General features: G+C 72.8%; 17 protein-coding genes. 7 read left to right on the forward strand and 10 right to left on the reverse strand.

Annotation, left to right across the window (positions count from 1 at the left end; genetic code table 11):
* Positions 1–92: 92 nt before the first annotated feature.
* Positions 93–803 carry a pyridoxamine 5'-phosphate oxidase family protein gene (locus ACFWRV_RS22490; protein WP_384337234.1) on the reverse strand — a complete coding sequence of 237 codons (711 nt, stop codon included), beginning with the start codon at positions 801–803 and terminating at the stop codon, positions 93–95.
* 35 nt (positions 804–838) lie between these two features.
* On the opposite strand from ACFWRV_RS22490, the gene ACFWRV_RS22495 reads away from it, so the two are divergent.
* Positions 839–2,170 carry an aminotransferase class I/II-fold pyridoxal phosphate-dependent enzyme gene (locus ACFWRV_RS22495; protein WP_384337236.1) on the forward strand — a complete coding sequence of 444 codons (1,332 nt, stop codon included), beginning with the start codon at positions 839–841 and terminating at the stop codon, positions 2,168–2,170.
* Here ACFWRV_RS22495 and ACFWRV_RS22500 read toward each other — a convergent pair.
* Entirely contained in the window at positions 2,157–3,212 is a 1,056-nt protein-coding gene (locus tag ACFWRV_RS22500; protein ID WP_384337238.1) for a DMT family transporter, read from the reverse strand. The two genes, ACFWRV_RS22495 and ACFWRV_RS22500, sit on opposite strands and share 14 nt — an antisense overlap.
* Before the next feature lie 74 nt (positions 3,213–3,286).
* Here ACFWRV_RS22500 and ACFWRV_RS22505 point away from each other — a divergent pair, with 74 nt between their 5' ends.
* Positions 3,287–4,201 carry a LysR family transcriptional regulator gene (locus ACFWRV_RS22505; RefSeq protein ID WP_384337240.1) on the forward strand — a complete coding sequence of 305 codons (915 nt, stop codon included), beginning with the start codon at positions 3,287–3,289 and terminating at the stop codon, positions 4,199–4,201.
* 34 nt (positions 4,202–4,235) lie between these two features.
* Here the strand turns inward: ACFWRV_RS22505 and ACFWRV_RS22510 are convergent, their stop codons facing one another.
* Positions 4,236–4,706, reverse strand: coding sequence for a pyridoxamine 5'-phosphate oxidase family protein (locus ACFWRV_RS22510; protein WP_384337242.1), 471 nt, complete (start codon positions 4,704–4,706; stop codon positions 4,236–4,238).
* 128 nt (positions 4,707–4,834) lie between these two features.
* Between ACFWRV_RS22510 and ACFWRV_RS22515 the strand changes: the two genes are divergently transcribed.
* Positions 4,835–5,503 (forward strand): cysteine hydrolase, encoded by a 669-nt coding sequence (locus ACFWRV_RS22515; protein ID WP_384337244.1) that lies wholly within the window; start codon positions 4,835–4,837, stop codon positions 5,501–5,503.
* On the opposite strand, the gene ACFWRV_RS22520 is transcribed toward ACFWRV_RS22515, so the two are convergent.
* Together ACFWRV_RS22520 and ACFWRV_RS22525 are read right to left on the reverse strand one after the other, a co-directional pair.
* On the reverse strand, positions 5,490–5,951 hold the full coding sequence (locus ACFWRV_RS22520; protein ID WP_384337245.1) for a Rieske (2Fe-2S) protein: 462 nt from the start codon (positions 5,949–5,951) through the stop codon (positions 5,490–5,492). The genes ACFWRV_RS22515 and ACFWRV_RS22520 overlap by 14 nt on opposite strands.
* A 268-nt stretch (positions 5,952–6,219) precedes the next feature.
* Positions 6,220–9,351: a discoidin domain-containing protein gene (locus ACFWRV_RS22525; RefSeq protein WP_384337247.1), complete on the reverse strand. Its 3,132-nt coding sequence runs from the start codon at positions 9,349–9,351 to the stop codon at positions 6,220–6,222.
* Between the two features lie 171 nt (positions 9,352–9,522).
* On the opposite strand from ACFWRV_RS22525, the gene ACFWRV_RS22530 reads away from it, so the two are divergent.
* A complete protein-coding gene (locus ACFWRV_RS22530; RefSeq protein ID WP_384337249.1) occupies positions 9,523–10,251 on the forward strand; it encodes an aspartate/glutamate racemase family protein in 729 nt (242 codons plus the stop codon).
* A 307-nt stretch (positions 10,252–10,558) separates the two neighbouring features.
* On the opposite strand, the gene ACFWRV_RS22535 is transcribed toward ACFWRV_RS22530, so the two are convergent.
* Positions 10,559–10,759, reverse strand: coding sequence for a hypothetical protein (locus tag ACFWRV_RS22535; protein ID WP_384337251.1), 201 nt, complete (start codon positions 10,757–10,759; stop codon positions 10,559–10,561).
* A gap of 67 nt (positions 10,760–10,826) precedes the next feature.
* Between ACFWRV_RS22535 and ACFWRV_RS22540 the strand changes: the two genes are divergently transcribed.
* The 3 genes from ACFWRV_RS22540 to ACFWRV_RS22550 all read left to right on the forward strand — a co-directional run bounded on the left by ACFWRV_RS22540 (position 10,827) and on the right by ACFWRV_RS22550 (position 14,409).
* On the forward strand, positions 10,827–11,174 hold the full coding sequence (locus ACFWRV_RS22540) for a substrate-binding domain-containing protein (protein WP_384337253.1): 348 nt from the start codon (positions 10,827–10,829) through the stop codon (positions 11,172–11,174).
* A gap of 204 nt (positions 11,175–11,378) precedes the next feature.
* Entirely contained in the window at positions 11,379–14,066 is a 2,688-nt protein-coding gene (locus tag ACFWRV_RS22545) for a DNRLRE domain-containing protein (protein WP_384337255.1), read from the forward strand.
* Positions 14,067–14,076: 10 nt separating this feature from the next.
* Positions 14,077–14,409, forward strand: a complete 333-nt coding sequence (locus ACFWRV_RS22550) for a hypothetical protein (protein WP_384337257.1) — start codon at positions 14,077–14,079, stop codon at positions 14,407–14,409.
* A gap of 123 nt (positions 14,410–14,532) precedes the next feature.
* Here ACFWRV_RS22550 and ACFWRV_RS22555 read toward each other — a convergent pair whose 3' ends face one another.
* From ACFWRV_RS22555 to ACFWRV_RS22570, 4 genes are all read right to left on the reverse strand, one after another.
* Positions 14,533–15,531, reverse strand: a complete 999-nt coding sequence (locus ACFWRV_RS22555; protein ID WP_384337259.1) for a hypothetical protein — start codon at positions 15,529–15,531, stop codon at positions 14,533–14,535.
* Positions 15,532–15,596: 65 nt separating this feature from the next.
* Positions 15,597–16,877 carry a TRAP transporter large permease subunit gene (locus ACFWRV_RS22560; RefSeq protein WP_384337261.1) on the reverse strand — a complete coding sequence of 427 codons (1,281 nt, stop codon included), beginning with the start codon at positions 16,875–16,877 and terminating at the stop codon, positions 15,597–15,599.
* Positions 16,878–16,880: 3 nt separating this feature from the next.
* Positions 16,881–17,447: a hypothetical protein gene (locus ACFWRV_RS22565; protein ID WP_384337263.1), complete on the reverse strand. Its 567-nt coding sequence runs from the start codon at positions 17,445–17,447 to the stop codon at positions 16,881–16,883.
* The gene (locus ACFWRV_RS22570; protein WP_384337265.1) at positions 17,444–19,573 is read right to left on the reverse strand and encodes a hydantoinase/oxoprolinase family protein; all 2,130 of its coding nucleotides are present in this window, start codon (positions 19,571–19,573) and stop codon (positions 17,444–17,446) included. Before ACFWRV_RS22570 ends, ACFWRV_RS22565 begins: the two co-directional genes overlap by 4 nt.
* Between the last annotated feature and the right edge of the window lie 57 nt (positions 19,574–19,630).

A 19,630-nucleotide genomic window follows, 5' to 3' on the forward strand; every position in this document is an offset into this window, starting at 1 on the left:
GGGGCCGCCGCCCGGCCATGGGGCGCGTTCGGTCATGGCGCGCGTTCGGTCATCGGGGCGCCGGCCGTGCGGGCGGCCTGCCTCCCTCGCCGTCAGAGTGCTGACAGATAGTCCGGTACGCCGATGGCCGGGTCCAGGTCGTCCGCGGGAACCGGCGGAGCGTAGCCCCGGGTGAGCGGCACGATGCCGGTCCAGTGAGGGAGGGAGCCGTCCTCGGGCTCGTCGTTGGGCCCGCCGGTGCGGACCTTCGCGGAGACCTCGTTCAGATCCAGCCGGATCACCGCCGTCGCGGCGAGCTCCTTGGCGTCGGCCGGGCGGGAGTCCTGGGAGCGGCCGGGCACCACCTGGTCCACGATCGCGTCCAGGGCGAGCCGTCGCTCCTCGGGGTCGGTCACCGTCACGGCCGTGCCGTGCACCACCACCGAGCGGTAGTTGATCGAGTGGTGGAAGGCGGACCGGGCCAGCACGAGGGCGTCGACATGGGTGACCGTCAGGCAGACCGGCAGCCCCGGATCCGCGCTCTTCGCCGACCGCAGCGGTCGCGAGCCCGTCGAGCCGTGGACGTACAGCCGCTCGCCTATCCGGCCGAAGAGGGTCGGCAGGACCACCGGCGCGCCGTCGCGTACGAAGCCGAGGTGGCAGAGGTAGGTCTCGTCGAGGATCGAGTGGACCAGCTCCCGGTCGTAGGAGGCGCGGTCCTTGGACCGGGTGGGGACCGTGCGGTCGGTGGGCCGGTAGGGGGCGGCGACGCCGGAGCCCGGGCTGTCGGCGTCGGCGCTGCTGGGCGTTGCGGCGTGCTGCATTGCCATCTCCATTGCACTAGTGCATACTATTGTTTGTGCTAGGAGAGTATCGGATCAGTGGGCGGCGCGCATCGGAGATTGCCGCCAGCGTGGAGCGCGGGGTCGGCTCCGGAGACCTCCCGCCGGGTCATGTGCTGCCCCCCATGCGGGAGTTGGCCGCGCACCTGGAGGTCAACCCCAACACCGTGGCGGCCGCCTACCGCACGCTGCGCGAGCGCGGGGTGATCGAGACGGCGGGGCGCCGGGGGAGCCGGGTGCGGCCCGCTCCGGCCAGCACCTCGCGCGGATCCCTGCGGATCGAGGCGCCTGCGGGCGTCCGGGACCTCGGCGAGGGCAATCCCGATCCGGAGCTGTTGCCCGGCCTCGGGCCGGCTCTGGCCGCGGCCGCCGCCGCCGACGCGGAGTGCCGCGGTCTGTACGGGCAGTCCCCGGTGGTCGCCGAGTTCGCCGCGTACGCCCGTGCCGCGATGGACGCCGACGGGGTCCCCGCCGGGCCGGTCGCCGTGACGTCCGGCGCCCTGGACGCGATCGAGCGGGTCCTCGCGGCGCACCTCAGGCCGGGCGACGCGGTGGCGGTGGAGGACCCCGGCTGGGGCAGTGTGCTCGACCTCGTACCGGCGCTCGGGCTGCGCGCGGTGCCGGTCGGCGTGGACGACTCCGGTCCGCTGGTCGCGGATGTGGAGCGGGTGCTGCGGGCCGGGGCGCGGGCCCTCGTGGTCACCGACCGGGCGCAGAACCCGACCGGTGCGTCGCTGGACGCCCGGCGCGCCCGGGAGCTGCGCGCGGTCCTCGCCCGCCACCCCGACGTGCTGCTGATCGAGGACGACCACGGGCACGCCATCGTCGACCTGCCGCTGCACGCGCTGGGCGGGGTGACGGCCCACTGGGCGTTCATCCGCTCGGCGGCCAAGGCGTACGGTCCGGATCTGCGGGTCGCCACGCTCACCGGGGACGCCGTCACGGTCGACCGGGTGGCGGGGCGGCAGCGGCTCGGGCCCGGCTGGGTGAGCCGGCTGCTCCAGCGTGCCGTGCTCCATCTGTGGACCACCGACGCCGTCGACACCCGTGCCGTGGCCCGCTCCTACGCCGACCGCCGGGACGCGCTCGTCCACGCCCTCGCGGAGCGTGGCGTGGCGGCCCGGGGGCGCAGCGGGATGAATGTGTGGGTGCCCGTGAGCGACGAGACCGGAGCCGTCGCCCGGCTGCTCCACGCGGGCTGGGCGGCGGCTCCCGGCGCCCGCTTCCGGCTGGACACGCCCCAGGCGGTGCGGCTCACCGTCTCCCCGTTGACCGCGGCGGACATCGGGCCCCTGGCGGACGCGGTGGCCGCCGCCGCGGGGCCGGCCCGGCCGGTCAGCTACGGCTGAGACGGGCGGCGTCCGGGTGTTCGGACGGCTCCGGCGGCACGGCCGCGAGGGCCCCGGGATCCGGGACGGCGGCCCGGCGGGGACGGCTCTGGGTGAGGGCCGCCCCGATGAGGACGACCACCGCCCCGACCGGGGTGTTCCAGCTCAGCTGTTCGCCGAGCAGCGCGACGCCCGCCGCCGTCGCGATCACCGGAATGAAGTACGTGACCATCTGGGCCGTCGTCGGACCGACCTCCTGGACCAGGCCGTACTGGAGCAGCACCGCGAGGCCCGTGCCCAGCGCGCCCAGAGCGAGGACGGACAGCGTCGGAAGCAGCGGGAAGGAGGTGGGCGCCGAGGTGAACAGCGGGGTCACCACGGCCAGTTGCATCGTACCCAGGAGGAGCTGGCTGCCCGTCAGCGCCAGCGTCGACGATCCGGTCCCGGCCAGGGTGCGGCGGACGTAGATCCAGCCGACCGGATAGCAGAACGAGGCGAGCAGCGCCATGCCCGTACCCGGCAGGTCGAGGCCGGAGAAGCCCTGCCAGGCGCCCAGCACCGTGAGAACGCCGAGGAAACCGACGCCCAGGCCGGCCACCCGGCGGCGGGTCGGGCGGTCCTCCGACAGGGCGACCACCGAGAGCACCATGCCCCACAGCGGCGAGGTCGCGTTGCAGATCCCGGCCAGTGTCGAGGGGATCGTCAGCTCCGCGTACGAGAAGAGCGAGAACGGCAGCGCGTTGAGGAGGAGCGCCGCGACCGTGAGGTGCCCCCAGGTCCGGGCCGAACGCGGCAGCCGCTCCCGGCGCATCGCCATCGCGGCGACCAGCACCGCCGCTCCTGCCAGCAGCCGGCCGAAGGTGACCTGGAACGGGGCGTAGCCCTCGGTCCCGACCTTGATCAGCAGAAAGCTGAACCCCCAGATGAGCGACAGCCCCGCGAACCGGATCCGCCAGTCGAGAGCAGGCCGCCGGCCGGCCGGTGCCGGCGTCGGCGGCACGGGCGGGGCGGGTGGCGGGGCTGATGCCGGGGTCGTGGCCCTCGGCTCGCAGGGAGCGCTCATGAGGTCCACTCTGACGAAGAGAACGTCGTAGAACAAGCGAATGTTTCTGCGGTCGATCGCGTAGCATCGCTTACATGTTGAACCTGGAGCGGCTGCGCACGCTGGACGCCCTCGCCCGGCACGGCTCGGTGAGCGGAGCGGCCGACGGGCTGCACGTCACGACATCGGCGGTCTCGCAGCAGATGGCCAAGCTGGAGCGCGAGGTCGGTCAGCGACTGCTCGCCAAGAACGGCCGGGGTGTCCGTCTCACGGATGCCGGCCGGCTCCTCGCCGACCACGCCGCGCGGATCCTGTCGCAGGTGGAGCTCGCCCAGTCCGACATCGAGGCCCAGCGGGGCGAGGTCGTCGGCGAGGTGCGGATCTGCGCCTTCCCGACCGCGGCCCGGGGACTGTTCCCCGCGACGCTCACCTCCCTGCGCGCGGACCACCCCGATCTCACCGTCCGTACCCGGGAGCTGGAGCCCGAGCAGGGGCTCCGCGCGGTCTTCCGCGGCGACGTCGACCTGGCCGTCGTGCTCGACTGGAGCAACAAGCGGCTGCCCGTGCCCGGTGGACTGACCAAGGCCGAACTCCTGGACGACGCACCGGACATCGCGATGCCGGCCGACCACCCGCTCGCGGACCGTGACGAGGTGGAGCTGGAGGACTTCGCGGACGACCCCTGGGTGTCCTGGCCCGAGGGCGAATTCTGTTACGACTGGCTGATGTTCACCCTGCGCTCACGGGGCATCGAGCCGCGCATCGCCCACCTGGCGGGCGAGCACCATACGCAACTCGCGCTGATCGCGGCCGGGTTCGGCGTCTGTGTGGCCCCCAGGCTGGGGCGCGGCCCGGTCCCCGAGGGGGTGCGCCTGGTGCCGGTGCGGCAGACCATGCGGCGGCACGTCCACGCGGTCTGGCGCACGGACGCGGACCGCCGCCCGTCGGTCCGTGCCGCCGTGGCGGCGCTGCGTGCGGCGGGTGCGGACGTGACGGCCTGTGGCGGGTGAACCGCTGGTCCCGCCTGAGCCCCGCCCCGGAGGTTCAGGTGAGATCGGCGAGCTTGCGGAAGTCCCAGGAGGTGATCTTCTCCGGGGTGAGCCGCAGCCAGGCGTGCCGTCCGTCGTGCGGCATCTCCGTCATGCCGAAGTACTTCACGGGGAACAGGCGCTCCGGCTCGGCGAGTTCGAGGCAGGGATCGCCCGTGCGGGGCGCCTCGCCGACGAACTCCGCCCGGCCGGTCAGCTCCACGCCCCGCAACTCCTCGTATCCTTCGCCGTCGTCCACGACCACCGCGATCCTGGCGTCCCCGCGCAGCTGGGACCAGCGCAGACTGCGCGTGATGGAGTACAGCCAGAGAGAGCCGCCGTCCCAGACGAACCACAGCGCGCCGATGTGCGGAGCGCCGTCCGGGCCGAGCGTCGCCACCCGGCAGGTGCGCTGTTCGGCGAGATAGGCGTCCCGCTCCTCGGGCGTCATCATGATCCGGCGGCCTCGTCGCTGGGTGTCGGTCATGGTCGCCCTCTCCGCCGAGATCTGACTAGGTGTCAGAAATGATGGACGCTCTTCCTTCGTGACGCAATGGCCGCTACTCTCGCGCGCCCGGTCCGTCCGCGAAGCCCGTCCCCAGGACAGGAGTGCCCGTGCCGTCGAGGGAATCACACGAGCGGCTCACCGCGCTGCTCGACCCCGCCACCACCGTCCTGCTGACCGTCGAGTGCCAGCAGGGCGTCGTGGGGCCGGACAGCGCCCTGCCCGAACTCGCCGCCGCCGCACGCTCGTCGGGTGCGCTGAACAACATCGCCCGTCTCGTCGCCGCCGCCCACGAGAGCGGCGTCCAGGTGATGCACGCGGTCGCCGAGAGCCGGCCCGACGGGCGCGGCGGCAACCGCAACGCCCGGCTCTTCCGCGCCGCCGCCCGGCTGCCCGTCCAGCAGCACACCGGCAGCACCGCCGTCCGGGTCGCGCCTCCCGTCGAGGTGGCCGACGAGGACCTCGTCGTCCGCCGGCTGCACGGCCTCTCGCCCCTGGCCGGCACCGACGTCGATCCGCTCCTGCGCAACCTCGGCTGCCGCACGCTCCTCGTCACCGGCGTCTCGGCCAACATCGCCGTCCCCAACGCCGTCTTCGACGCGGTCAACCTCGGCTACACGGCCGTCGTCCCGGCCGACGCCATCGCGGGGGTGCCCGCCGAGTACACCCCCGCCATGGTCCGCAACACGCTCGCCCTGGTCGCCACCGTCACCACCACGGACGCGGTCCTCGGCGCCTGGAAGCGGCCCTGCAGGCAGGGGGCGGCTACGCCAGCCTGATCGAGTCGCCCTCGACGGTGATCTCGCGGGCGGGCAGCGGCTGGGTGGCGGGGCCGCCGGTCGGGCTGCCCGTGGCGGCGTCGAAGGTGGAGTTGTGGCAGGGGCAGGTGATCGTGCCGGCCGAGACGTCCTTGACCGCGCACCCCTGATGGGTGCACAGCGACGAGAACGCCTTGAACTCACCCGGCTGCGGCTGGGTCACCACGACTTTCTGTTTCGCGAAGACCACGCCGCCGCCCTCGGGGATGTCCGCGGTCGCGGCGAGCACCGCACCGCCCTGACCGCCCTTGTCCTCGCCGCCGCTCCCGGGCTGCTCGACCGTGTCGGAGCCTCCCGAATCGTCCGATCCGCCGCACGCGGTGAGGGCGGCAGCCGCTCCGGCCGCTCCCACCGCGGCGACGACCGTGCGGCGTCCGAGGAGGCTCCGGTGCTCCTGCGTTGCGCTCATCGCGGCATTCCCTTCGTCGGTGTCGCCCGTCTCGGGCACGTCGGTCACAGGTACGTGCCCCGGGACCGCGATGTTCACGCCGACGACCGCGCCGTACGCCGGTGGCCCGTCCCCACCGCATACGGGATCACGCTCGTCGCGGTCCACGACGCGCAGGACCGCAGCCGTCGCCCACCGCATGGGCGGCGGACGCCGCGGACCGTGCGGCCGACGGCCCGCACGGCCCGGGTGCCCTGTGGTGCCCCGAACGGCGGTGAGGCCGTACCGGTCAGCGGACCGACAGCCGCACGAGACCGCCGCGTCCCTCCGGGGCGCCGGACACCCGCAGTGCCACATAGCGCGGGGAGCCCGAGGCACGCAGGCTGCGGACCCGGCCGTGACCGGACAGCGTGCCCTCCCGGCGGTAGCGGATCCCGTCGTCGCTGAACTCCACGGACAGGCCCGGGACTCGTCCGGCCGACCACTCGGCCTCCACCCGGCCCACCGCGCGCCGCGCCCCGAGGTCCACGACCATGCGGCCGTCGCGTCCCGGCCGCCACACCGTGTCCGGGTCACCGTCGACCGCCGCCGACGGCTCCGACATCCCCGTCGGCAGCGGCGCGTTCGGGAAGACGGCCCGGCCCAGGGCATGGTCCGTCGTCGGATACGGCTCGGCCCCGCGCACGGTGACCTCCGCACCCCGGCCCGGCCGCACCACCACCACCGCGCTGCGCCCCTGCGCCTCGACCCGCACCCGGCAGACCGGCCCGGCCAGCCGCACCGTGGCGGCGTCCACCACCTCGACCCGCAACCCGTTCGGCAGCGACCGCCCCGACAGCGGGACCAGCGTGAACCGGGGCGGCAGCAGCAGCGCCGAGGCCGCCTCCAGCCGCGCCTCGTACCGCAGCCCGTCCCGGGTCACCAGCTGCTCGCCCTCGTAGACCTCCCGGCGGCGGCCCTCCCGCACCAGGGAGACCGGGGTCCGCACCGCCTGGTCCGACAGGTTGAACAGGCTCAGATGCCCGTCCGTCACCGCCGCCCGCACCCTCTCGTCCCCGGCCGTGGGCGCCGGGCGGCGGGCGAGGTCGCGCAGGCCGGCGGCGGACACCCCGCTGTGGCCCTCCACGACCAGCGGACCCGCACCGCCCTCCGCCAGGACGATCGTGTCGCCGTACACCGCCAGCGGACCGCGCCCGCCGCGTACCACCAGGCCCGCGCGGCCGTCCACGTCCAGCCAGCCGCCCGTGCTGCGCAGCGCCGGGACCGGGCCGCTCGCCAGGTCCGTCCACCGCTCGCCGTCGTCCGACCCCTGCACCAGGTAGCCACGGCCCGCCGCGCTCTCCCAGCGCAGGGTGACCCGGTCCAGGGCACGGGGCTCGGCGAGGTCCACCGCCAGCCAGCTGTCGGGGCGCGGCCGGTCGGCGGTGGACACCGCCCAGCGGGTCGTGCCGTCGCCGTCCACGGCCAGCTCCGGTCCCCTGCCCGGCGCGGACGAGGAGGCCGTGGCCCGGCCGCCGCGCGCGAGGTCAGGCCCGTCGGCCCCGTCCCGGGCCTCCACGGCGAACAGCGAGTAGCCGTACGCCGGATCGGGCGTCACGCCCTGGACCCGCAGGTGACGGACTGTCGTACGGTCGAACGACAGCTCGTCGACGCGGCCCGTCGAGCCACCGGACGAGTCCCGGGACGCGACCGTGGCCGATCCCTCCGCGAAGCGGTACGTCCGCCGGCCGTCCAGGCCCGCCACACCCGGCATGGTGAGGTTGTGCACCTCCAGCCGCCCGCCCACGGTGTCCGGGCCGTCGGCGGCGTGGGCCACCGCGCCGGTGGGCAGCGTGGTGAAGCCCGCGAAGCCGTCCTTCAGCCGCAGCAGCGTCGCGCTTCCGTCGAACCCGTCGCGCAGCCGGGTGTGCGTGCGCACCGAGCGGCCGGTGACCTCCACGGCCGTCGAGGGCAGGAACATCGGCGTACCGCCGCTGATCCGGAACAGCCAGTCGTCGTGGCCCGGCTGCCACGCGAACTTCACGAACTTCGGCTTGGACACCGCGCCCGCCCAGGCGGCGGGGGACTGGTGGGACACCAGGCCGGGCCCCTCCCCGAAGTCCGTCACCCCGGAGGCGTACGCGAACAGCTCCCGCTGCGACAGCGGCACGACAGGACGGCCCGCCCCGGGCCACACGTGCAGCAGGTAGCTGATGGCCAGCTCGGCGCGGGCCTCCGGCTCGTACTTCGGCTCACCGGAGAACTTCGCCAGCCGGTGCTCCGGCGGGTACGCCTGGTAGGCCTCCAGCCGCGCCGCCAGGTCCTGTTCGGCGCGGGCCGCCGCCCGGTCGCCCATCACCCGGGACAGGAACGCCAGCGGGATCACGTCCCGGCCGTAGAGGTGCTCGCGGTCGTTGACCATCGGCATCAGCGGCTCCCCGGCGTCGGACATCACGCCGAGCAGGGTCCGCCACAGCGGCCCGGCGTTCGGCTGCCGGGTCAGCACCTCCGGCAGCGGCTCCCCGGCGGCGAGGAAGTGCGCCGCGTTGCGCCCCGAGGTCCGCCACAGCTCCGCCTGGTAGTGCGGGCCGAAGGAGCCGTGGTTCTCCACGATGAACGTGTCGTAGACGTTCCGGGCGGTGTTACGGGCCACCGGCACGCCGTCCACGCGGGCCGGGTTGGCGAGGTCGGCCTCCGGCAGCCCGGCCTCGTTGCGCGACCAGGCGCCGTAGTCGGCCGCCCACTCGGAGCGTCGGCGGTCGTCCGGGGCCCAGGCCAGCGCGGGGGCCAGCGCCTGGGCGTAGATGCCCATCTCCTCCAGCTTGGTGTCGCCGACCTGTCCGCCCGTCAGACCGTTCGGCGTCCAGGACCCGGAGGCCGGGTCGTCGCCGGTGCCCAGGGCATGGGTGTACGCCGCCTGCTCCCGCACGATGGTGTCCACCAGGGAGCGGGTGTGCGCGTCCAGCTCGTCCCAGAGCAGCCGGGCGGCCAGCACGAAGTACGACTGGAACGTGGTGTCGAAGAAGAGGGTGCGGCCCCACTGGCTGCCGCCGGTCAGCCGGTTGGAGGCGGCGAAGTGCCGCAGCGTCGCCAGGGTCCGCCGCTTGAGCGTGTCACGGTCCACCCCCGCCAGTTCGGCGTCGTAGCTGCCACGTGTCAGCAGCACGGCATGACCGAGCACCGCCGCGAAGCCGAAGAACTTGTCGGTGTAGATGCCCCGGGCCTCGTCCCACTGCGTCTCGGACCAGCGGGTGTGCCGCAACAGGACCCGGTAGTACGTGGCGGCGACGTCGTCCTCGGCGCCGCTCCCGCCCGCCCCGGCGAGCGGGGACGCGGCTGCCGACGGCGAGCCCGCGCTCAGCGGCAGCGCGGCCACGGCTCCGGACGCGCCGAGGATCTGGAGCAGTCGGCGACGGCCGAGGGGAAGGGAGGTCGGGCCCACGGTGGTTCTCCTCTGGGGATTCTCGCGGCGGTCGGAGGACGGGTCAGCAGGACCGTCGCACGGCGCGGCCGCGATGGACAACGTTGTCAAAGGGGTGAGTGACACCCTTGGCGGCCCCGGTATGTTCCGTCAAGGGAAAACGCACGATTGACCGAGGAAGGGACAGCGGCAGTGAGGACGATCGGGCTCGTCGGCGGCATGAGCTGGGAGTCGACGGCGGAGTACTACCGGCTGATCAACGAGTACACCCGGGACCGGCTGGGCGGGCTGCACTCGGCGCGGTGCGTTCTCTACTCGGTCGACTTCGCCGAGATCGAGCGGCTCCAGACGGAAGGCCGCTGGGAGGAGGCCGGAGAGGTCCTGGCCGACGCCGCCCGCGCGGTGCAGAGAGCCGGCGCCGACATGGTGCTGATCTGCACCAACACCATGCACAAGGTCGCCGACACGGTGGCGGCGGCCCTCTCCGTCCCGCTGCTGCACCTGGCCGACGCCACGGCGGACGCGGTCCGTGCGGCGGGGATGCGGAAGGTGGGGCTGCTGGGCACCGCCTTCACCATGGAGCAGGACTTCTACCGGGGCCGGCTGCGGGACCGGGGGCTGGACGTACGCGTCCCGGACGCGGCGGGCCGGGCCCTGGTGCACGAGGTGATCTACGGCGAGCTGTGCCTGGGCCAGGTGCGCGCCGAGTCCCGTGAGGCTTACCGGGAGATCATCCGGGGCCTGGTGGCGGACGGGGCCGAGGGGGTGATCCTCGGCTGCACGGAGATCGAACTGCTCATCGGCCCCGAGGACAGCCCGGTGCCGGTCTTCCCCACCGCCCGGCTGCACGCCCTGGCGGCGGTCGACGCGGCCCTGTCCGAACCTTCCGGGACGGCGCCCGGCTCTCGGAACCGCCGGTGACCCGGAGCGCCCACGCCAACTGCGCACGGAGCGGCGGTCCTTGACGTCGCCGCCGAGTCCGGGACGCGGCAGCACCGGCACCCCCCTCCGGCATGGAGCGGGCCGGCGGAGAGCGCGGGGCCCCGTACCCGGAGACCGGACCCCGTGCTGGCGGCGGTGGGGGAGCTGGGCTACCGGCCCAACCCCTCGGCCCGCCGGCTGCGCACCGGCCGCAGCGGCCTGATCGCGCTCGTCGTGCCGGATCTCGCTGCGCCGTACTTCGCCGAACTGGCGCACCACGTCGGGCGCGAGGCGTCCTCGCGCGGCTTCACGGTGCTGATCGAGGAGACCGGGGCGACGCGCGCGAGGAGCTGCGTTTGGCGACCGGGGTCGGCGCCTTGCTGCTGGACGGGTGATCCTCTCCCCGCTGCGCGTGTCGCCGGGCGATCTCGCCCCGGTGGCCGACGAGTTCCCGCTGGTGCTGCTCGTCGAGCGCGATGACGGCAGCGGCCAGGTCGTGGCCGACCACGTGCTGATCGAGAACGTCGCCGCCGCGCGCACTGCTCGAACTGCCCGGGGCCGCCCGGCCCGACGCCGTGTTCTGCTTCAGCGACCTGCTCGCCGTCGGAGCCCGCAGGGCGCTGTACGAAGCGGGTCCCGACGTTCCCCGTGACGTGGCGCCGGCGGGCGTGGACGGTTCGGGCGAGGCGCTCTACGCGACGCCCTCGCTCACCTTGGTCCCCGACAAGGCGGCCATCGCCTCGCTCGCCGCCGACTGCCTGGCCGCTCGGATCGGCGGCCAGGGGGCCTCTGCCGTACGAAGTCCGCACAGCACCGAACCGGTTGGCGGTGCGGGAGTCCACGGACGGCGGACGGCGGCCCCTGCCCGGGTAGCGGCAGTTCGGTCGGAGACCTCGCCCTCGCCTCCAGTGTGGAGGCCGTGAGGCCGCCCCCGTCGGCAGGACCTGATCGGCAAGCTCAACTGAATGCTCAATACGGACAGTTAGAACTTTGATTGCCTATGCCTCAGATCACCATCTGAGGCTATATAGGTCATATAAGTATGAACGTGTTACGTTCCTCCTCGATCAAGGAACCGCACGGTCAGGTGCGCCTCGTGCCTGACCGTGATGATGGGGAGTACATAAGTGAATACCTCTTGGCGTACGGGGACCGTCGCCATCGCGACAGCAGGTGCTGTGCTGCTGTCCACGCCCTACCTGGCCGCCGCGGACGATCGCGGCACCGCGGCTGACACCGCCACCGAGCAGGCCGTCACGGAACTGCTCGATACCGCTCAGGCCCTCGCGGAGCACCCCATAACCGAGGCGGAGACCCCCGAAGCCGCTCTGACCGCCGCGAAGATGCAGGAGCGCCGGGTAGAGGTTCTCCAGATGCGCACCGAGACCGACACGGTCTACGCCAACGCGGACGGAACGCTCACGCGCACCTCCGCGGCCGGACCTGTGCGCATGATCAAGAACGGCCGCTGGGTCGATGTCGATCTCGATCTGAAGCCCTCCGCCGACGGAGAGGTCGTCGCCGCCGCGCACCCCGAGGGGCTGCGGCTGGCCGGCCGGGGCGGGAGCACGGCACGGTCGCTGAAGGCCGCCGCTGCAGCCCCGGAGGGCGCCGCCCGCGACCTGGTCACGCTCGGGAGGGGTGACCGCAAGGTCGCGTTGCAGTGGAAGGGCGGACTGCCTGCGCCGCGGCTCGCGGACAACGTCGCCACGTACCCCGAGGCCGTGCCCGGGGGCGACCTCGTCGTGGAGGCCACCAGGACGGGCTTCGAGCAGTACCTGAAGCTGCGCGAGCGCCCGCGGGACGGGGCTCCTCTGGTGATGCCGCTCGTCCTCCCGGACGGTATGAAGGCTGAGCCGGGCGCCGGCGGAGGCGTCGACTTCCGCGGTGCGTCCGGTGAGATCGTCGCGACGATGCCCGCTCCCACGATGTGGGACAGCCAGGTCGACGCACGCTCACTCGAACACACCAACCGCGAGAGGGTCGCCATGACGGTGACCCAGAGCGGCGACACCGCCGAGCTCTCCCTGCGGCCCGACACCGGATGGCTCACCGACGAGAACACCCGGTACCCGGTCACGATCGACCCCTCCACCGACGCCCTCGACGTCCTGTTCGACACCTTCGTGCAGGGCGGCGACACCACCGACCAGTCGGTGAACACCGACCTGAAGGTCGGCTGGCCCGGTGACTACGAAGGAAGCACCAAGCGCGTCGCGCGCTCCTTCCTCACCTTCCGGACCTCGAACTTCGCCGACGCCCTCGTGGCGAAGGCCCGGCTGAAGATGTGGAACTACCACTCCTGGTCGTGCGAGAAGCGGGACTGGGAGGTCTGGGCCTCGGGCGCCGCTGACAAGAACACCCGCTGGACCAGGCAGCCGTCCCGCACCGACCGGATCGCTACCTCTTCGGACACGAAGTCGGCCACGTGCAAGACCGAGGGCTGGGCCACGGCCGACGTCACCTCGCTCGCCCGGACCTGGTCCTCCGCCAAGGCCGAGACCGGATCCATCGCTCTCAAGGCCGCCGACGAGAACGACGTCCACGGCTGGAAGCGCTTCTCCTCCGCGGATGTCGCCGACCAGACCAGGATCCCCACGCTGGAGGTGACCTACAACTACCGTCCCTACAACGGCACCAACCTCCAGGCGGGCGCTCCCTTCATCTCCACCGGCGGCATCTTCAAGGTCGACTCCACGACCCCGACGCTGAGGTTCTCCACCGAGGACACCGACGGCGACGACACCATCGTGGGCACCTACGAGATCACCGACACGGCGACCGGGAAGGTCGTGGCCACCTTCAACGCCGACCCGGCGGCCGCGAACAGCACCTCGCAGGTCAAGGTCCCCGCGGGCAAGCTGTCCAACGGCAGGACCTACAGCTTCCGCACCACCACCTTCGACGGCGAGCACTACGCGAACGGCTGGTCCGCCCCGGTCCGCTTCACCGTCGACACCGCCTGGAAGCCGACGGCGGCGGAGAACGCCCTGGGGCTGGCCAACACCTACTCCGACGCCGCGGACGTCACCGCCGCCACCTCATCGGACTCCACCTACGCCTCCATCGCGGTGACCGAGGACAACATCGTCTCCATCCCCTGGGACGGCAAGAACAAGTCCATCACCATCAAGAACGACATCATGCCCAACCAGCTCTCCATCCCGGAGGCCGGTTCCCAGGGCACACAGGTCGGCGGCAACGTCGTCTACACCACTTCCGGCCCCGTGGACACCGTGGTTCAGCCCACCACGGACGGCGGCTCGCGCACCCTGAACATCCTGAAGAACGCCGCGGCGCCCAAGACCTACGAGACCAGCTTCCAGATCCCCGCCGGCATGAGCGCGGTGACGCACGACGACGGTTCCGTCTCCCTCTACTCACCGGGCGACACCAACCCCGACGTGGCGCCGGCCAAGGAGGCCGCGGCCTTCTTCGACGCCCCCTGGGCGAAGGACGCGGCAGGCCACTCCCTCCCCACCAGCTACCAGGTCGTCGGCAACAAGATCGTCCAGACCGTGGACTTCAACACCGCCAGCGCCTTCCCGATCGTCATCGACCCCGGCTTCTGGTCGACCACCTGGAAGATCACCAAGTGCGCGGCGACCGTGGCGAGCGTCGTCTTCGCCCTGACGCCGGCCGGTTCCTCCACGAAGGTCTGGACGGCGGTCCGGCTGGTCAAGCGCATCGGCGTGAAGAAGACCGCCAACCTCATCCGCACCTACGCCAAGCGGCGGAAGATGACCTCGGCACACCGCAAGGCCGTCGCCGCGCTGCTCGGGATCACCGCGGTCAAGAACGCCTGCAAGTTCTAGGAGCCACCCCATGCTGATCGCCCTCACGGCACTGCTCGCGCAGTTCGCGGTGATCCTCACCCACCGCCGGGTCGACAAGGTCCGCACCCGCCCCGACCCTCCCGTGCTGTACACCGGGCTCTGCCTGCTCGGGATCGCGGCCGGCTGGCTCGGCATCGGACGCCCGGAGATCACCTGGTCCTCAAGCGTCCTCGTCCTCCTCAGCGGGCTGCTCATCACAGCTGAAGCAGCCGACGCCACGGTGAAGCTCGGAGCACCGCGCTGGACGGCGAACGCCGTCTGCCTCCTGTGCGGCGCCGCCTCCGCCACGTGGCTGCTGTCAGGGCCACTGCCCTACCTCTAGTCGCTCCATCGGGCCCGCCGCACCGACGTGCGGCGGGCCCGAAGACGCGTCGGCCCGGTGGAAACGCCTCACGCCGCGCCATCGCCTGATCGTGTTGATGCACCGCTCGACCGTGTTCCGCTGTCAGCCTCGCGCCACCGCGATGGAGCCGTTGAGCCGGTCACCCGCCTCGTAGATCATGTACGGCACCCCGCGGTCGGTCCCGAAGGACGGGGACGCAGCCCGCCCGTTGTCGGGCGCTCCGGCCCGGGGGCGGTGGAACACGCCGAGGTGACGGCGGCGGGAGAAGTCCGCGCCCACCTCAGTGATCATGATCTCGCCGCCGCTCGCCCGGTCCTTGTTGTAGACGACGTAGGTGTTCGCACCACTCTTGAGCAGGTGTGGACCGCCGATGTTCTGCGCGCCGACGTCCGAGTGCCGTACGAGCGGTTGTGCGTCGAACGCCCAGGAGCGCCCGTCGGCCGACCAGCCCCAGCCGATGTCCCGGTGGTTGGCTGTGCTGTTGCGCATGAAGAGCATCACGTACCGGGCCCCTCGGGAGGGCAGGTCGTGGCGGAAGACGCGTGCGTAGGACGTCTCCGTGGTGCCGGACGGCAGCATGGAGGTGTTGAGCACGACCCGGTCGTAGGTGAAGTGGATGCCGTCCGTGGAGCGGGCCAGGCGGGTCGTGGTGTTCTCGCCGTGGAAGTACAGCCATAGCTCGCGGGCGTCCTCGTTCCAGATCACGTGCGGCGACGACACGTGGCTCACGGAGTAGTGCGGCTGCCGGCTCCTGGACACGACCGGATTGCCCGCGTACTCGGTGAAGGGGCCTTCGAGGCTGTCCCCGTAGGCGAGGCAGATCCCGCCGGGTGCGTCGTGCGGGGCGTAGTAGAGGTAGTACCGGCCCAGCGGGTTGCTCAGCCGGTCGTAGACGCCGCGCACGCACGGAAAGATGATCTCCCCGGTCGGGTTGTACGCGAGCTTCGACGGGGTCAGCAGCGTGCGGACGTAGGTGTAGTCGGGGAATCCGCCGGGAGCGGCGGAAGCGGACGGGGCCGCGAGGCCGCCGGCCGTGACGGCGGCTCCGGTCGCCGCGGCGGCGCGCAGGAACAGCCGCCGGTCGAGGTGGGGCTGGGTCATGAGTCGTCTCCTCTGACGCTCAGCGTGCTCAGCAAGGGTGGTGTGATCGGACGTGACCGAAGGGCTCACAGGTAGGTGGCGGCGGTGACACACAGACCGCCCAGCGCCACGACCCACACGTACGGCAGGGTGCGCACCATGACCTGCTGCGGCGAGACGCCCGCGTACTGGGCGCTCCACACCGTCTGGGTGCTCGTCGGGTCGGAGACGCCGAAGACCTGGTTGTACGAGGCGGCCAGGCCGAGCACGGCGCCCACCGGGTAGATGCCGGTGGCGGTGAGGATGCCGGCGAGGCCTGCGCCGAGGCCGAAGATGTTGAGCGGCCCCCGGTACAGGCACAGCGGGGTGATGAGGGTGAACAGGATGACGAACAGGACGGGATTCTGCGGGGTGACCGCCTTCACCAGCGGTTCCAGCGCCTCCACCGTCCCCGGCAGCTTGACGGCCGCCAGCAGGATGCCGATGGCGACGAACAGGGCGATGGGCGGCGCCGCCACGCCGAACCCGCCGTAGAGGGTGCGCAGCAGACGGGTGTTCATCTCGCGCGGCCGCGTCGTGGTCACCAGCGCCCACAGCACACCGGCCAGCAGGGACGGGATGATGGCGATCTCGAAGCCGAGCGCCAGGACGATCGGGATCGCCGGGGTGACGAGCGCGTACCACGGCGCGTCCCCGAGCTGGTGGCGCCGCGACCGGGTCTTGGCGGCCGGGCTCGCCAGCGACCACGCGTGCTCCACACCGCGCCGCCGGGTCTCGACGACGACGAACGCGAGCGCGGCGACCAGCGCGAACGGGAACAGCTTCACCATGAAGCCGCGGACCGTGGGGATCGGCAGCTCGAGCACGGTGGACAGGAACTGCCACACCGGGAGTTCGAACGGCACCCCGACGGCGATGCCCATCAGGATCGTGCCGGCGGCCGTCACCTTCGGCACGCCCACCGCGGTCATCGCGGGGATGCCGATGATGCCGGCGAGCATCGCGGCGGCCGCGGAGCCGGTCACCGTGCCGATGAGCGCCGAGACGGCCAGCACACCGAGCGCCACGACGACCGGGCGGTCCCCGCCGAACTCGACGATCTTGCGCACCAGCGTGGCGGCGATGCCCGTCTCTTCGAGCAGCTTGCCCATCCAGGCGCCGAGCAGGACCGCGATCATCGTCGCGGCGAGTGCCGGCGCGCCCTCCTGGAGGACGGTGTCGAGCAGGCTGTTCTCGCCGGTCGCGGGGGCGCCGGCGAGCAGCGCGATCGCGCCGGCGAGCAGGACGAGCGCGCAGGCGGTGGGGAGCTTCCGGGTGAGCATGGCCGCGACGCCCGCCGCCATGACGAGGAGAATGACGACACCCATGGGTCAGGTCTCTCTTCTGTTCGAGGTCACCGCGGCGGCGAGCGCGGCGGTGAGGTGCAGGGGGCTGCGGCCGAGGCCGCAGGCGGTGCGGGCGTAGGCGTGGGCGGCGATCTCCTCGGCGCCCGCCACATGGCCGGTGACCTTCCACCGGCCCAGGCGCAGCACCTGGTGGTCGAGAAGCTGTCTCAACTCCTTCTTCGCGGGCCCGTGGTGGAGCTCGTGGTGCGCCGCCTCGTGGGCGAGCGCCGCCGCCCGCACCGAGCCCTGCGGGTACCAGTGGCCCCAGCCGCGCTCGTCGACGAGCCGCTCCGCCAGGGCGATCGTGTCGACGTACAGCTCGACCGTCGGCGGGCGGGAGGTGTAGCGGGCCAGCAGTTTCCGCTCCAGGCCGCCCTCCCGCTCCACGATTCGCGCCCGGCACGGACCTGCCGCGAGGCCCTCGCCGAACTCGGTCGCCGTCAGCACCCAGCGCCGCAGGAGCTCCGGGTCGCGGCCCTCCTGGGTGGGCGTCCCGGCCAGCAGCCGGATGCCGAGCTCGACGTCCTCCGCCGCATCGAGAGCGGTGCTCACGACCGGACCTCGACGAGAGCGACGAGCGGCTCGTCCGAGGACCTGGTGTGCAGCTCGTTGCGGGCCAGGGCCAGGAGCGGCTGCGGGTCGAGCACCCCGGACAGGTCGACGATGCGCGCGCCGACCAGCATCCGCAGGGCGGGCGCCCGCTCCCCGCCGTCCCCGTAGGAGGTGCCCTCGCGGATGAGCTGGGCCAGGACCTCCTGCGCCTGGCCCGCCGTGGTCGTCTCGACCCGGGCGTCGGGGGAGTGCAGCCGGACGACGCCGTCACCGTCCACGACCCGCACCGGGTGCCGGTCGGCGCGGAAGCGCCGGTGGACGTCCGACCCGTAGACGGTGTGCGCGGCGGTCGCCGCGAGGACGCGCACCCGGTCCGGTTCGGTCTTCAGGCTCGCGGCTGCCGCGCGCAGGCGTTCCGCGTCGTCCGCGCGGTGCGCGCGGTCCTGGGTGCGCAGCTCGGTGGCCCCGGTCGCCACCGCCTTGACGGTGGAGGTCTGCGGGTCGACGGTCACCTCCACCTCGACGCCGTCGACCGCCGCACCCTGAGCGATCACCGCCCGCTCGGCCTCCGCCCGGACGGCCAGGATCTGCTCCTGGGTCGCCCCGGGGATCGTCCGCTCCACCTGCTCCCGCACCAGGGCGAGGGCCACCCCGATCGGGCTGATGACCTCGCTGTGCGCGGCGATCCGCCCCTCCAGGCCGGCCGTTGCCGCCAGGTGCGGGGTGACGGACGCCGCGCCCCCGCCACCACCGACGAGCACGGCGGCGTCGGTGTCGATGCGGTAGTCGTGGATCATCGTGTCCACGACCGCCTTGACCTGCTTCACACCGGCGTCCAGGAGCGCGGTGGCCGCGGTCGCCACGTCCACGCCGAGCATGGCGGCGAGCGGGGTGAGGGCGGCGATCGCGGTCGCCTGGTCGCAGCGGGCGAAGTCGCCCTCGGGTACCCGGCCGAGCGCGTTCGCCGCGCACGTCATGGTGAGCGCGAAGCGGCCGCCGGCCGCGTCGACGACGGCGTAGTCGTCGGGGTCGCCGGCCATCGGACGGATCGTGGTGACCTTCGCGTCCCGCAGGTCCGCGGGATCGGCGTAACAGGCGTACGGCAGACCGGCGATGTGTGCGCTGCGCGGACCGGCGCCGGTGACCTTCCCGCCGGAGATCCGGACCATCGATCCGCCGCCGACCCCGACCGTGCGGACGTCCAGGGCGTTCAGGAAGGAGGTGCGCCCCAGCACCGTGGCCTGCCGGACCGCGACCTTGCCGCGCCGCACGACGCTGATGTCGGTGGACGTGCCGCCGGTCTCCAGGAACAGGCCCTCGCTGACCCGTTCCTGCATCAGCGCGCCCGCGACGCCCGCCGCCGGACCGGACAGGACCGTCAGGAGCGGCCGCCGCCGCATCTCGTCCAGCGACATGACACCGCCGTCGCAGCGCATCACCATCAGCGGCGCGGTGACGCCGGCCTTGCTGATCGAGGCGTCGACCAGGTCGGCGGTGGCGAGCATCCGGGGCAGGATCGCCGCGTTGATCACCGCCGTGCGGGTGCGCTTGCTCAGCCCGTACAGCGACGTGATCTGGTGGGTCGCCGTCGCGGGCAGCCCGGCGTCCCCGGCGACGGCCAGCACGGCCCGCTCGCCGTCGGGGTGGTCGACGCTGAACGGCTGGCTGGCGACCAGGACTTCTGCGCCCTGCCCGGTGAGCTTGTCGACGGCCGAGCGCACCGCGGGGGCGTCGTCGGGGTCGGCAACGTGGACGTAGTGAAGCGGGAGCTTCTTGCCGGGGGTCAGGGACAGCTTGCCGAGCGAGGCGAGCCGCCGGGTGAGCGCGGCGCCCGGTCCCGTCCCGATACCGAGCAGTCCTACGGTGGCGACGTCGCCCTCAAGCAGGGCGTTGGTAGCCTGAGTCGTGCCGTGCGCCAGGAAGGCGACGTCGCCGGCTTCACGACCGACGCTCCTGAGGAGTCGGTCGAGTGCCTCGACGATGCCGTGGGCGACACCGTCCTCGTGGTGGTGGCTGGTCGGTACCTTGACCTGTCCCAGAAGTTCGAGGGTCGCGGCGTCGACGGCCACGGCATCGGTGAAGGTTCCGCCCACGTCGATGCCGACGCGTATGCGGTGGTTGGTCATGTCTGAGCACCTCCTTGTGCTGTGTTGGCGTAGAAGCGTGAGCGGTGGCCGGGTGGG

It is taken from the genome of Streptomyces sp. NPDC058576, assembly GCF_042718715.1.
GTDB lineage: Bacteria > Actinomycetota > Actinomycetes > Streptomycetales > Streptomycetaceae > Streptomyces.